At 70.1% G+C, this 12,815-nt stretch carries 16 protein-coding genes; 10 read left to right on the top strand and 6 right to left on the bottom strand.

All coding sequences use genetic code 11. The annotated features are described in order from the left end of the window. Position 1 precedes the first annotated feature (1 nt). Genes ACIBX3_RS23940 through ACIBX3_RS23950 form a run of 3 tightly spaced genes read left to right on the top strand, consistent with a single transcriptional unit; the run spans position 2 to position 1,411 of the window. Positions 2–433: a roadblock/LC7 domain-containing protein gene (locus tag ACIBX3_RS23940; protein ID WP_397120451.1), complete on the top strand. Its 432-nt coding sequence runs from the start codon at positions 2–4 to the stop codon at positions 431–433. Then, positions 430–828: a DUF742 domain-containing protein gene (locus tag ACIBX3_RS23945; protein WP_397120453.1), complete on the top strand. Its 399-nt coding sequence runs from the start codon at positions 430–432 to the stop codon at positions 826–828. The genes ACIBX3_RS23940 and ACIBX3_RS23945 overlap by 4 nt, the downstream gene beginning before the upstream one ends. Further along, entirely contained in the window at positions 809–1,411 is a 603-nt protein-coding gene (locus ACIBX3_RS23950) for a GTP-binding protein (RefSeq protein ID WP_397120455.1), read from the top strand. Before ACIBX3_RS23945 ends, ACIBX3_RS23950 begins: the two co-directional genes overlap by 20 nt. Positions 1,412–1,418: 7 nt before the next feature. On the opposite strand, the gene ACIBX3_RS23955 is transcribed toward ACIBX3_RS23950, so the two are convergent. After that, positions 1,419–1,667: a hypothetical protein gene (locus ACIBX3_RS23955; RefSeq protein ID WP_397120457.1), complete on the bottom strand. Its 249-nt coding sequence runs from the start codon at positions 1,665–1,667 to the stop codon at positions 1,419–1,421. A gap of 373 nt (positions 1,668–2,040) precedes the next feature. After that, a complete protein-coding gene (locus ACIBX3_RS23960; protein WP_397120459.1) occupies positions 2,041–2,688 on the bottom strand; it encodes a hypothetical protein in 648 nt (215 codons plus the stop codon). Positions 2,689–3,145: 457 nt separating this feature from the next. On the opposite strand from ACIBX3_RS23960, the gene ACIBX3_RS23965 reads away from it, so the two are divergent. The 3 genes from ACIBX3_RS23965 to ACIBX3_RS23975 are packed head-to-tail and all read left to right on the top strand — an operon-like array spanning position 3,146 to position 5,480. Next, complete coding sequence (locus ACIBX3_RS23965; RefSeq protein WP_397120461.1) at positions 3,146–3,652, top strand: GNAT family N-acetyltransferase; 507 nt, start codon at positions 3,146–3,148, stop codon at positions 3,650–3,652. 10 nt (positions 3,653–3,662) lie between these two features. Beyond that, a complete protein-coding gene (locus tag ACIBX3_RS23970) occupies positions 3,663–4,772 on the top strand; it encodes a sensor histidine kinase (protein ID WP_397120463.1) in 1,110 nt (369 codons plus the stop codon). Positions 4,773–4,832: 60 nt separating this feature from the next. Further along, on the top strand, positions 4,833–5,480 hold the full coding sequence (locus tag ACIBX3_RS23975; protein ID WP_397120465.1) for a response regulator: 648 nt from the start codon (positions 4,833–4,835) through the stop codon (positions 5,478–5,480). A gap of 7 nt (positions 5,481–5,487) precedes the next feature. Here ACIBX3_RS23975 and ACIBX3_RS23980 read toward each other — a convergent pair whose 3' ends face one another. Genes ACIBX3_RS23980 through ACIBX3_RS23990 form a run of 3 tightly spaced genes read right to left on the bottom strand, consistent with a single transcriptional unit; the run spans position 5,488 to position 9,006 of the window. Further along, on the bottom strand, positions 5,488–7,041 hold the full coding sequence (locus ACIBX3_RS23980) for a long-chain fatty acid--CoA ligase (RefSeq protein ID WP_397120467.1): 1,554 nt from the start codon (positions 7,039–7,041) through the stop codon (positions 5,488–5,490). A gap of 6 nt (positions 7,042–7,047) precedes the next feature. Beyond that, positions 7,048–8,169 carry a DUF5938 domain-containing protein gene (locus tag ACIBX3_RS23985; protein ID WP_397120469.1) on the bottom strand — a complete coding sequence of 374 codons (1,122 nt, stop codon included), beginning with the start codon at positions 8,167–8,169 and terminating at the stop codon, positions 7,048–7,050. A gap of 33 nt (positions 8,170–8,202) precedes the next feature. Then, positions 8,203–9,006, bottom strand: a complete 804-nt coding sequence (locus ACIBX3_RS23990) for an SDR family NAD(P)-dependent oxidoreductase (RefSeq protein WP_397120471.1) — start codon at positions 9,004–9,006, stop codon at positions 8,203–8,205. Positions 9,007–9,232: 226 nt separating this feature from the next. Between ACIBX3_RS23990 and ACIBX3_RS23995 the strand changes: the two genes are divergently transcribed. After that, complete coding sequence (locus tag ACIBX3_RS23995) at positions 9,233–9,943, top strand: TetR/AcrR family transcriptional regulator (RefSeq protein WP_397120473.1); 711 nt, start codon at positions 9,233–9,235, stop codon at positions 9,941–9,943. 120 nt (positions 9,944–10,063) lie between these two features. Then, complete coding sequence (locus ACIBX3_RS24000; protein WP_397120475.1) at positions 10,064–10,273, top strand: hypothetical protein; 210 nt, start codon at positions 10,064–10,066, stop codon at positions 10,271–10,273. A 23-nt stretch (positions 10,274–10,296) separates the two neighbouring features. Here ACIBX3_RS24000 and ACIBX3_RS24005 read toward each other — a convergent pair whose 3' ends face one another. Further along, positions 10,297–10,956 (bottom strand): hypothetical protein, encoded by a 660-nt coding sequence (locus ACIBX3_RS24005; RefSeq protein WP_397120477.1) that lies wholly within the window; start codon positions 10,954–10,956, stop codon positions 10,297–10,299. A 156-nt stretch (positions 10,957–11,112) separates the two neighbouring features. On the opposite strand from ACIBX3_RS24005, the gene ACIBX3_RS24010 reads away from it, so the two are divergent. Next, positions 11,113–11,625: a SigE family RNA polymerase sigma factor gene (locus ACIBX3_RS24010; RefSeq protein WP_397120479.1), complete on the top strand. Its 513-nt coding sequence runs from the start codon at positions 11,113–11,115 to the stop codon at positions 11,623–11,625. Then, positions 11,622–12,764: a hypothetical protein gene (locus ACIBX3_RS24015; RefSeq protein ID WP_397120481.1), complete on the top strand. Its 1,143-nt coding sequence runs from the start codon at positions 11,622–11,624 to the stop codon at positions 12,762–12,764. The genes ACIBX3_RS24010 and ACIBX3_RS24015 overlap by 4 nt, the downstream gene beginning before the upstream one ends. The last annotated feature ends 51 nt before the right edge of the window (positions 12,765–12,815 follow it).

Below are 12,815 nucleotides of genomic sequence, written 5' to 3' on the forward strand. Positions count from 1 at the left end.
GATGACGCAGCGAACCACCGCCACCAACGTCGACCTGGACTGGCTCCTGGACAGCCTGGTCGCCCAGGTCGCGGGCACCCGGCACGCCATCGTGCTGTCCAACGACGGCCTGGTGATCAGCCGGTCACGGACCATCGAACGCGCGGATGCCGAGCGCCTCGCCGCGATCGCCACCGGCCAGCAGAGCCTGGCTCGCGGTGTCGGGCAGCTCTTCAGCGGCGGTCCGGTCCACCAGGTCATCATCGAGATGGCCGATCTGTGGCTGTTCGTCACAGCCGCGGGCCGGGGCACCCATCTGGCCGTGGTCGCGTCCCAGGAGGTCGACGCCGAGCTGATGAGCGTCGCGATGCACACCCTGATCCAGCAGGTCGGTCAGAAGCTGGGAACCGACGTGCGCCCCCCGCAGGCCTATGACGCGGGGGGACACGGATGAAGCACTGGACGGAGGGCTTCGAAGGCGATGACGCCGACGAGTCCCTTGTCCGTCCCTATACGATCACCGGCGGACGAACCGCCCCCGAGCGGGACGACTTAACGCTGATCACCCTGGTGACCGCGACTTCCGACGTTTCTTCGGAAACCGGACGCGGCTTGAGGAGAATGCAGCCGGAGCACCGCACCATCTTCGCTCTGTGCGAGCGGCCCCTTGCGGTGGCCGAAGTCGCCTCCGCGCTGAACCTCCCGGTGTCAGTGACCAAGATCCTCATCGGCGATCTGATCGAGACCGGTCAGATGCGGGCCCGGCCACCGCTGGCTTTCGCGCAGGCGGGGAGCTTTCCCGATATGGCAATCCTTGAGGCGGTGAGGGATGGGTTACGCAAACTCTGACCACGGGGACACTGCTCCCCTGGCGGTGAAGATCCTTATCGCCGGTGGTTTCGGCGTCGGGAAGACGACCCTGGTCGGCGCGGTGAGCGAAGTCGCCCCACTGCGTACGGAGGAGTACCTGACCCATGCCAGCGTCGGCGTCGACGATCTGGAAGGGGTGAGCGGCAAGTCCACCACTACCGTCGCCTTGGACTTCGGTCGCATCACCATCAACAGCGAACTCGTGCTCTACCTGTTCGGCACCCCAGGGCAGGAACGCTTCTGGTTCATGTGGAACGACCTTGTCAACGGAGCGATGGGCGCGGTCGTCCTGGTCGACACCCGCCGGCTGGATGTCAGCTTCGCGTCGATCGACTTCTTCGAGAGCCGCGGCATCCCCTTCGTCGTCGGCGTCAACTGCTTCCATGGTGTCCGGGACCGGACACAGGAGGAGATCCGAAGGGCACTCGATCTCGATGCGCAGGTGCCACTGGTGCTCTGTGACGCCCGCGACCGGGCGGCAGCGCGCGATGTGCTGCTGGCACTCATCGACCACCTGATGGCCGCCGCCCAGTCCAGCACCACACCGCACCCCGTGGCCTGACCGCTTGCTAGGTGGGCACCACCATGGGTGTGCCGGCAATGGGGTCGGGTACCACGACGCAGGCCAGGCCGAAGACCTTCTCGACGAGTTCGGCGGTGATCACCTCGGTTGGGGTGCCTTCGGCGACGATGGCGCCTTCTGACATGGCGATGACGTGGTCGGAGAAGCGGCAGGCGAGGTTGAGTTCGTGCAGGACGGCGACGATGGTCTTGCCGGATTCGGCGTTCAGTTTGCGTAGTAGTCGCAGGAGTTCCACCTGGTGGATGTATGGGGTGAAACTCCTGAAGCATGCAGTTAGGATGGCTAGCATAATCGCGTCCTTTTGGCTAGCCGGGTCTGCCTGACAAAACGCTCAGCTGCTCGATTCGCCTGGTAGGAGGCTCCTGGGGTTGGCGGGAAGCGTCTGCGATTCTCTCTATTTACCTGAGCATTTCCGGCAAATCGGGCGGGCGTGGCGGGGGCGGGCCGTCTGCGTACTTGCCCAGGGGGAGTACGGGGGTGGCCGCGACGCGGTGGAAGCCGGTCCGGTGGTGAGGATCGCGTGCAAGCCCTGTACGTCCCGCCGGTGGGCGGGTCGCCTGGGGTGCTCGGCCCGCCGGACGCTGGCCACTCCCGGCGGGGAGTGGGCTTCATCCGCAGACGGGCGCCATGCTCGCCGGTGCGCTCCAGGGTGGCCAGTTGCCGGTCGGCGGCGGCCAGCCGACCTGCGCCGCAACGTTCGGCGGCCCCTCCACCTCGGTCAGATCCCCCGGCAGCACCCCGTCGTGCGCGTCACGATAGGCGCGGATCTGCCGGGTGCGGTTACGGACGTCCGCCGCACTCACCCCGTCCGGCAGCAGCGCCCGCAGCGCCGCCCATTCGGCCTCGGTGCGCCGGCGCGGGTCCTTGGGCCAGGCCGCCGCGAGCGCCGCCAGCACCGCGCGGCGGTGCAGCGCCAGCCGCAACAGGCGGGCGGCCTGCTCCTGCACGCAGCGCAGCACCCGATCACACACATGCACGCCCGGCTTCGGGGCCACGCCCCAGCCCAGCCGCCGCGCGGCCATCCACCCTTTTGCGGGCAGCGCCCGCCCGTCCAGCCCCACCCCGGACGCCAGCGCATCCGGATCGGCCGGGTTCCACTGGGCGGCGACCAGGCGGGCGGTCAGGTCCCGCGCCAGTCCGGCCAGCCAGCCGACCCGCTGGGCCAGCAGCGGCTGCGTTACGACCTCGCCGGTCTGCTCCACGATCGCGCTATGAGCGGTGCAGGTCGCGGTCGCGGTCGCGGTGAGCTTACTCATTCCTGCACCGCCGCGTTGCAGGGGCGGGCCGAAGCCGGCCGGCAACGGTGGGACAAGCGCTGGGACAAGCGCTGGGACAAGGGCGCTATCTCGGCCGTGCGCGGCGCTCTGCCACTCCGTGGGGGCACGAGGGCATGGACCGGGCGGTGGTGGTGCCGGCAGGGGCAGGGGCACCGCGCGGTGCTCGCATCCGTACCGGATGTGCGTGGATAGGCCCGCATGCCCGCACCCCGCCCCCTCAAATCTTTACTGTCAGTGACCGTTAGACTACCAACATGCGGTCCTGCCGGTAGAACATGTGAACGACATGACCGGCCTCGCAGGGGGATCCTGCTCAGAGCCGGGCACCGCCAGCCTTCAGAGAACCGCTATGCGATCAGGGCAGAACTGGAGGTTTTCATAGCGAATACAAGAAGCAGTCCATACCCTCGGGAAACCCGGCGATATCATCACGATCATGGCGGATTGGGGGCTTCGGATGGCTTCGGCGGCGGACGTCGAGGCGGTGGCCGAGTTGCGGGCCGTGGTGCTGAAGCCGGATCTCGAGCGGCTCGGGCGGTACGATGAGCAGCGTGTGCGGCAGCGGCTGCGGGACGGGTTCGCGCCCGCGCACACCTGGGTGATCGAGATGGGCGGTGCCTTGACCGGCTGCGTGGCGCTGCGGCCGGAGCAGGACGCCTACTGGCTGGAGCACTTCTACCTGGACCCGGATTCGCAGGGCAGGGGCATCGGTTCCGCCGTGCTGAGCAGACTGCTGGAAGCGTGCGACCGCGAAGACGCCGTGGTCCGGCTGAACGTGCTGCAGGGCAGTTCGGCCCGCCGGCTGTACGAGCGGCACGGGTTCACGGTCGAGAGCGAGGACGAGGTGGACGTATTCATGGTGCGCGCCCCGGCCTCATCGACAGAAAACAGGGAACGAAACAGTACTTTCGGCCGGTACAGGCCGGCGGAACCCTTGGCCTAGCCTGGGCGCCGTGGGTTTTCCCGGTCGGTTCGAGGTGGCGGTTGACGTCGGGATCGGCGTCGTGCTGGCGGTAGCCGTCGCCTTCCAGGCTTCCGAGATCGCCGGCAGCTGGGGCGACGGCTATGGGGTGTTCGGCGCGATCGTCGGCGCGTCGATGTGCGTGCTCACCCTGGTGCGCCGCCGCGATCCGCTGCGGACCGCCGTCGCGGGCCTGGGCGTGGCGGCGCTCGCCGTCTTCGTCACCTATCTTGTCGATCTGCCCGCTGAACCCGGCCCCGCCACGTCCCTGGGACTGGCGGTGCTCCTGGGTTCCGCGATCAGGACACTGCCCGCCATCACGGCCGGCGCCGTCGCCGCCGGAGGGCTGGCCGTGATGGGGGGCGGCCTCCTTGCCAACCCCCGCTCGGCCGTGCCGATCCTGGGCGGTCTGGCCTGGCTCGCCGCCCTGGCGATCGGGCTCGGCCCTCGGCTGCTGGCCGCCCGCCGCCACGCCGCCGCCGAGCGCGTACGGCGTGCCGAACGCCTTGAGCTGGCCAGGGAACTGCACGACGTCGTCGCCCACCACATCACCAGCATCGTGCTCCAGGCCCAGGCCGCCCAGCTCGTCACCGCCAAGCACCCGGACAAGACAGCCGGTTCGCTCGCCGGCATCGAAACCGCGGGTTCCGAGGCCCTGGCCGCGACCCGCCGCGTGGTCGGCCTCCTGCGCGACACCGCTTCCAGCCCGGCGGGCCACGAACGGCTCGGCGAGCTGATCGAAGGCTTCGAAAGCCACGGCCGGCGGGCGCGCCTGCGGCTGAAGGCCGAACCGGACAGCTGGACGCCCGAGGTGAGCAGCACCGTGTACCGCGTCGTGCGCGAGTCGCTGACCAACGTCTCCCGCCACGCGCGGCACGCCCGCGCGGTCACCGTCGACATCACCCAGGACGAGGAGGCCGTCACGGTCGAGGTCGAGGACGACGCCCCGCAGGCGGCCGCAGGCCGTCGCCGCCGCGCCGGATACGGCCTCATCGGCATGCGCGAACGCCTCGAAGCCCTCGGCGGCACCCTGACCGCCGGCCCCCGCCCCGGCTCCGGCTGGTCCGTCCGCGCCACCATCCCGACCGGCGCGCGGCGATGACGGCCCCCACCCCCACCGGCGCGCGGCGATGACGCCGCCCGTGCCCGTGCGGGGGCGGCGATGACCATCCGGGTGCTGCTGGCCGACGACCAGGCGATGATCCGCGCCAGCCTGCGGATCATTCTCGAGGACCAGCCCGACATCACCGTGGTCGCCGAGGCATGCGACGGCGTCGAGGCGATCGAGCAGGCCCGCACGACGCAGCCGGACGTATGCCTCGTGGACATCCAGATGCCCCGCCTCGACGGGATCGAGGTCGCCCGCGCGCTGGCCGCGGCCCCGCCCCGGGTGGTCATGGTCACCACGTTCGACCTGGACGAGTACGTCTACGCCGCGCTGCGCTGCGGCGCGGCCGGGTTCGTGCTGAAGGACGCGGGCCCGAGCCTGCTGGTCGAGGCCGTGCGGGCCGCGTACGCGGGGGACGCGCTCATCTCGCCCTCGATCACGTTGCGGTTGCTGCGCCGGCTCGCCGGCCCCGGAGCCCGCACCGAGGGCCGCGCGCCCGTGCAGCCCCTGACCGCACGGGAGATCCAGATCGTCCAGGCGGTCGCCCGCGGACGCGCCAACCAGGAGATCGCCGACGAGCTGTTCATCTCGCTGAGCACGGTCAAGGGACACGTGTCGTGCATCCTGACCAAGCTCGGCGTACGCAGCCGGGTGGAGATCGCGGCTTGGGCCTGGGAGAGCCACATGATGGGCACGGAATAGCGGCCGGTCAACCGTCCACGGCGGGGGTGTCGCCGGCGGCAGAGAGCATGCGGGACTTGATCTCGTTCTTGAGGATCTTGCCCACCTTCGAACGGGGCAGGTCGGGCCAGACCTCGATCTGCTTGGGCGCCTTGACGCCGCCGACCCGGTCCTTGACGAAGGCGCGGACCTCGTCCGCCGCCACCGTGCGTCCGGGGTGGAGCTGCACGATCGCGGTGACCCGTTCGCCCCACTTGTCGTCGGGCAAGCCGATGACCGCGCAGTCGCGTACGGCGGGGTGGGCCATGAGGGCCTGCTCGACTTCGGCGGAGTAGACGTTGAAGCCGCCCGTGATGATCATGTCTTTGGCGCGGTCGACGATGAAGAGGTAACCGGAGGAGTCCAGGTAGCCGATGTCCCCCGTGTGGTGCCAGCCGTGGCGGGAGGCCTCGCGGGTGGCCACGGGGTTCTTGTGGTAGCCGGCCATGACCAGGGAGCCGCGCACGACGATCTCGCCGCGGTCGCCCGGCGGCAGCAGCCGCCCCTCGTCGTCCATGATCGCGACGGTGACGAGGGGGGTCGGCCTGCCGGCGGAGGAGAAGCGTTCGCGGGCGGGGGAGCCGCCGGCGTGGAAGTGGTCCGCCGGCGCCATGGTGGAGATCATCATGGGCGCCTCGGTCTGGCCGAAGAGTTGCGCCATCACTGGGCCGATCCGGTCCAGCGCCTCCTCCAGGCGTGCGGCGGACATGGGCGCCGCGCCGTACCAGAAGCAGCGCAACGACGACAGGTCGGCGGAGGCCAGGGCCGGGTGGGCGAGGAGCATGTAGATGAGCGTCGGCGGCAGGAAGGTGTGGGTGACGCGGTGCCGCTCGATCAGAGTCAGGAATTCGGCGAGATCTGGGGCGGGCATGATGACGATCTCGCCGCCCAGCGTCATGATCGGGAAGCAGAGCACGCCGGCCGCGTGGGTGAGCGGGGCGAGGGCGAGATACACCGGCCGCCCGCTGAACGGGTAGCTCATCAGCGTGAGCGCCGACATGGTCTCCAGGTTGCGGCCGGTCAGCATCACGCCCTTGGGACGGCCCGTGGTGCCGCCGGTTCCGACGATCATGGCGAGGTCGCCGGAGGGCGGTGACGGTTCGGCGGCCGGTCCGGTCAGCCACTCTTCGAACGACACGGCCGCAGGGGCCGGCCCGTCGAGGCACACCACCGTCTTGAGCTGTGGCAGCTCGGGCAGGATCCGTTCCACGAGCGGCGCGAACGCCTCCTGGTAGACGAGGCAGACGCAGTCGAACAGGTCCAGCAGCTCCCGGTTCTCCGCCGCCTCGTTACGCGGGTTGATCGGGCACCACACCGCGCCCGCCCGCGCGATGCCGAACACGCAGGAGAACGCGACGGGGTCGTTCGCCGACAGGATGGCCACCTTGTCGCCGGGGCGCACCCCGGAGCCGGCCAGCGCCCGCGCGACCCGCCAGGACAGTTCCTGGACCTCGCCGTACGTGAGCGTGCGGCCGTTCATGGTCAGGCAGGGCGCGTCCGTGCCGAGGGACGCGCCCTTGTCGAGATAGTCGGTGAGACGCATGGGCGCTCAGCCGTGGACGGTCAGGATCGGCTCGCGCACCAGGCCGAAGCTCTTGAGCGCGCCGAGCAACTGCCGGTGGCCGAACGCCTGGCAGGCCGAGGCCAGGCCGGTACGGTGCGGAGCCTGCTGCAGCAGCGAATACGCGGAGAACGCCTGCAGCAGCCCGGTCTGCTTGTAGTTGCAGTTGCCGTAGATCACGCAGTGGGCGCGGCCCAGCGGCCCGGAGGCGTGGACGGAGTCCACCGAGACGTTGACGCGCGGATTCTCCCTGGGCGGCATGCCCGCCTGCACCGAGGCGGCGACCTCGGCCAGCGCGGCGTCCTGCTGGTCGAGCGGGAGGGTCTTGATCTGGTCCTCGACCAGCTTCACCGTCTCGACGACCCCCTGCATGACCGTCCGGTCGAACACGCCGCCGGCGACCTTGCAGGTCGCCACGCGCGGGTCGTCCTTGAACCACACCGGGTGGCTGGTGCCGCCCCATGGCAGGGCCAGTGCGGTCTCGTGCTGCCCGGGTACGGCGACCTCGAAGGTGGTCTTCGGGTCCCACCGGCGGTACTCGTTCTGCTCCAGGTAGTGCCAGTCGGCCTTGAGGATGGTGAAGATCGTCTGGGTGGAGGCGTAGGTCGGGAAGCCCTTCCACAACACGAGGATGTCGAGCGTGTCGAGGCCGGGGGTCTCCAAGCAGAGGTTGGCCGCGATCTCGCCGGTCGTGTACATCTGGGCGACGCCCGGCGACAGGAGCAGGCCGCGCTCGGCGTACGCCGCACCCCAGCGGGCCTGCGCGTCGAGGACCCAGTCCTGCTCGCCGGTGGTGTCGAGGTAGTGGCAGCCGGCCGCGAGGCTCGCCTCGACGACCTCGGGCCCGTACTTGATGAACGGGCCCACCATGTTGCTGACCACCTTCGCGCCGCGGAACAGCTCGGTCAGCGCCGACACCTCATGCTCGACCTCGACGATCTCGTGGTCCACGGTGTCGATGCCGGGGACCCGGTCGAGCACCTCCTTGACGCGCGCCTTGTCGCGTCCGGCGGCGATGAAGGGGACGTTCAGCTCACGCAGGTATTCACAGACGAGCCGGCCGGTGTAGCCGGAGGCGCCGTAGACGACGACGGGCTTGCTGGTGCTCATGGCGGGGCCTTTCAGGGTTCGGGGAAGGTCGGTTCACATGCCCATGCCGCCGTCGACCGGCAGGCCGGCGCCGGTGATGAAGCGGGCGGCGTCGGAGGCCAGGAACACCACGGCGTCGGCCATGTCGGAGACCTCGCCGAGCCGGCCGAGCGGGGTGAGGCCGATGACGTCGCCCACGGCGGCCTCGGCGCTCGGCCACAGGCCGAGGGTGGCCATGTCCTCGGCGAGCCTGGCGCCCATCTCGGTGGGGACCAGTCCCGGGTAGACGCAGTTGACGCGGACGCCGTAGCCGAGCTTGCCCGACTCCAGCGCCGCCACCCGGGTCAGCCGGTCGACCGCCGACTTGGTGGCGGCGTAGCCGGCGATGCCGGGGAACGGGAACGTCGCGGCCACGGAGGAGATGTTGACGACCGCGCCGCCGGCGCCCGCCGGGCCGCCCGGCCGCATCGCCCGGAAGGCGTGCTTGAGGCCGAGCGCGACCCCGAGCACGTTCACCTCCAGCATGCGCCGGACGTCGGCCGGGTCGAGGTCGGCGACCAGGCTGGAGATCTCGATGCCGGCGTTGTTGACGAGGATGTCGAGCCCGCCCAGCTCGCCGATCGTCGCCGTGACGGCCGACTCCCAGCTCGCCTCGTCCGTCACGTCCAGGGGGACGAACGCGGCCGTGGCGCCGGACCGCTGGAGCGCGTCCGCGGTGGCCTTGCCGGTGTCCTCCCGGATGTCGCCGACGACGACGGCCGCGCCGGCGCGGGCCAGTGCCTCGGCCATCCCGGCGCCCAGGCCGCGCGCCCCGCCCGTCACCAGCGCTTTGCGGCCGGTCAGGTCGTACACACTCATGGGGGTCTCCTCCTCGAGCTCGGCGGCGGGGGTGCCGCCCGCCTCACCGCCCGCATCCCGGCGCTGTGACGTAGGGCACAGCGTAACCACGTTTGGACAGTCGTCAAGACTTTCCTGGACAGTCGTCAAAAGACTCTTGGGCGATCGTCAAGATGCCGGCGCCGGCGGGCGTTAGACTGGAGCGCGCTCGCGGGGTGCGGGCGCAGGGCCGACGGGAAGGCTCACGGTGACGCAGGTCGCGGACAAGCGGGTCGCGGACAAGGCCGCGGACGGGCGGAGCTCCAGCAAGCACGGCTCGGGCAAGCAGGGCTCCGAAAGCGCCGAGGAGCGGATCGCGCGGCGGCAGGTCGACAAGTTCGCCGAGCGGCGTGCGCAGCTCGCGGCCTCGGCGCTGCGCACGCTCGCGGAGCTGGGCTACGCCCGCACGAGTCTGCGCGAGATCGCGCAGAACTCCGAGTTCTCCCATGGTGTGCTGCATTACTACTTCCGCGACAAGGTCGATCTGATCACCTACTGCGTGCGGCAGTACAAAGCGGAGTGCGTGACCCGCTACGACCAGACGGTCGCCACGGCCGGCACCGCCGAGGAGCTCAGGCACGGCTTCGCCGCGACCCTGGCCACGACGCTGCGCGAGGAGGCGGCGATGCACCGGCTCTGGTACGACCTGCGCAACCAGAGCCTGTTCGAGGAGTCGTTCCGGGCCGACGTGCTGGAGATCGACCAGAGCCTGGAGCGGATGATCTGGCGGATCGTCAGCCAGTTCGCCGAACTGTCGGGGGCGCCGCTGAGCGTGGGGCCCGGGGTGGCGTACGCGATCTTCGACGGGCTGTTCCAGCAGGGCCTGCTCCGGCAGCTCGCGGGGCAAGAGGAGGCGGCCGAGGAGCTGCGGACGAGCGTCGAGACCGTGCTCGACGGCCTACTGGTACGGGGCTCCTGAGCGACGGTCGCCGGTTACCGGCCGGCAGGGACGTCCGTCCAGTGCGGTCCCCGACCGCCGATCACCTGCGCATCCTCGTGCGCCCCTTGTTGCTGTGGCCTCCTCGGAATGAAGTGAGGGATGACGCTGTTCAAGCCCAACAAGTTCAGAATTGAACTTCTTGCGATTGGGAGCGTCATGGAAATCGCCTTCATGCTCGTCATGAGCATCCTCGTCGGCAGCGTACTCACCGGTTCGGTGGCCGCCCTCGTGCTGAGCGGCATCAGGGACCGGCAGTGGCCGGTGCTCCAGCGGCGGCGCGTCGTCTACCGCGGTTTCGTGCCCCGCTGAACCGCGACCGGAAGGGCCGGTCGTCAGTCGGCGATGTAGGTGATCGAGCGGACCTCGAAGCCGGTGGTCTTGGAGCCGCGAACGTGCATCAGCATCGCGCCGCCTTCGTAGGAGTAGGCGCAGGAGTAGCCCTTCGGCTCCTTGCCGCAGCCCTGGAAGTGGTAGGTGACGCCCCGCGGGTCGTATTTCACCTTGAACAGCGTCTTCACCGCGCCCACGCTGCCGACCTCGAGACCGCTGTACCTGTCGCCGCGCTTCCAGGCGGCGAAGAGGTGTCCGGCCACGGTGGACGGCTTGACCATGTGCCGTGACAGGTAGACCTTGGTGACCTTAGAGCCGGTCACGACCATCGCGATGCCGTTGAGCCCGCCGGGCACACGCACGCTGGTATGGACGAACCGGCACACATTGCCGGAGCAGCCGTCGAAGCGGTCGGGCGCGCGGTAGACGTAGGTGAAGATCGTGTTCACCGCGGAGGGGGTGGCCACCTTCGCGGCGGCCGTGCGGTCGGCGGCCAGCCAGGCGCGCAACAGCTTGTTCGCCACTTTGCCGGGTGCGGGAGCTCCGGCCGCGGCAGGAGCGGCAGCGACAGAGGCGGCGGATGCGGAGGCGGAGGCGGAGGCGAGCGTCAGTGCTGCGGCCGCCGCGAGGGCGGTGCCGCCGAGAACCAGTCGTTTGGACACGCTCCGACGTTAAGGGCGGCGCCTTGCGCGGGGATTGACCTCGGCTTGCAGCGGTTCGGGCGCTCAGTGCCACGTGGGCTGGTACAGGCTTTTCGCCAGGGTTCCAACTTTTCTGCCTCTCGCGGGCGTGAGAACCGGCGAGAGGAGACCATCACCTTGGATCGTCATGACGGCTTCCGCGAGTTCGTGCTCGCTCGTCAGCAGGCACTGATGCGGAGCGCGTACCTGCTCACGGGAGACGCGCACCTCGCCGAGGACCTGATGCAGAGCGTCCTGCTCAAGGTCGCCAACCACTGGCCCAGACTGGTCCGCCGCGGCATCCCTGAGGCGTACACGCGCAAGGCCATGATCAACCAGTACATCTCGTGGCGGAGGCGTAAACAGCTGGAGTCTCCCAGCGCCGACCCGCCGGAGCGCGGGCACGTTCACGACGACGCCACGATCGATCGCATCGTCTTGCGCGACGCGCTCGCCCGGTTGACGCCGCGGCAGCGCGCCGTGATCGTCCTGCGCTTCTACGAGGATCTCAGCGAGCGGGAGACCGCTGAGATCCTCGGTTGTTCGCTCGGCACCGTCAAGAGCCAGACACACCACGCGCTGGGCCGCCTGCGCGTGCTCGCGCCCGAGCTGTCTCAGTTGTTCTCCGAGATCGAGGAGGTGCGCCGATGACCAGACTGCGCGAGGCGCTGGACGATCTGGCGGGCGACGCCCCGGCCATCAACCTGGCCGATTGGGCCATCGCGGGCAGCAGGCGCAGACGGCGGATCCGCATGGCCGCCGGGGCGGCTGCCGCGATGGGGGTGGTGGTGCTGGCCGGCGTCGCGCTGGGCGTGTTCCCCGGCACCGGGTTGCTGCCGGCCGACAAGCCCGTCGTCGCGTCGGAGACCGGCAGGATCGCCGATCTGCCCGGCCGGGGTGTCGGGCCGCTCAGCCACGCCTACCGGACCTTCTGCCGCCTCGGCGGCCTCGTCCCGCCCGACTGCGGGAACGGCGAGTGGCGCGTGGTCACCCGCCTCGGCGAGACGTACCGCGTGCCGCAGGCGCTGGGCACGAAGAGCGGACCGGAGTTCTACCCGCTGGCGATCGGCCGCGACGGGCGCATGATCGCCTACTACAGCCGGGTGGCCGGGACGTTCAAGGTGCGCGACCTGGCAAGCGGTGCCGAGCAGGCCGCGCCCGTCGCCATCGCGGAAGCCAGGCTGGGCGGGAACGCGCGCCTGGAGCTCTCCGAGGACGGACGGTACCTGGCCTTCACCGGCTATCCGTCGAGAAAGGAGGACGGCCTGATCATCGACATGCGAGCGAGGACCACGCTGCCCCTGCCGGTCGGATGGGATCCCAGGAGCATCGACGGCACGGCCGTGACCTTGGCCCGGTACGGGTACGGGCAGAGGCCGGGGATCTGGATGATGCCCCTGACCGGAGGCGGTTCACCCGTCACGCTGGGCGACGCGTACACCCGCTTCAGCGCGCTCGCCCCCGACGGCACGGGAGTGGCCGCGCTGCGGCGGGGCGAGGTCGCGAACACGCAGGACGACACGATCACCGTGCTCGACGCCAAGACCGGCAAGGTCAAGAAGACGGCGACCATGCGCGGCCTGCCGAGGGGCAGCCACATGCTCACTCTCGGCGCCTGGTTGAACGCGGCCGAGGTCACACTCGTCACCACCCCGTCCAGGCAATGGGACGAGAACCGCCAGATCACCTACGCGGTGAACGTGGAGACCGGCCGAGTCAGGCAGCTCGCCGTCTACCATCCCCAGAGCACGATGCACCTGGTCGTCCCCGGAGCCGCGGCCGCCCTCTGACGATCCGCTCAGCCGCTCTCCGAGTGCGGTGAGCGGCTTCGAGGCGCCGCG

The sequence above is a fragment of the Nonomuraea sp. NPDC049480 genome, from assembly GCF_044465905.1.
Classification (GTDB): domain Bacteria; phylum Actinomycetota; class Actinomycetes; order Streptosporangiales; family Streptosporangiaceae; genus Nonomuraea.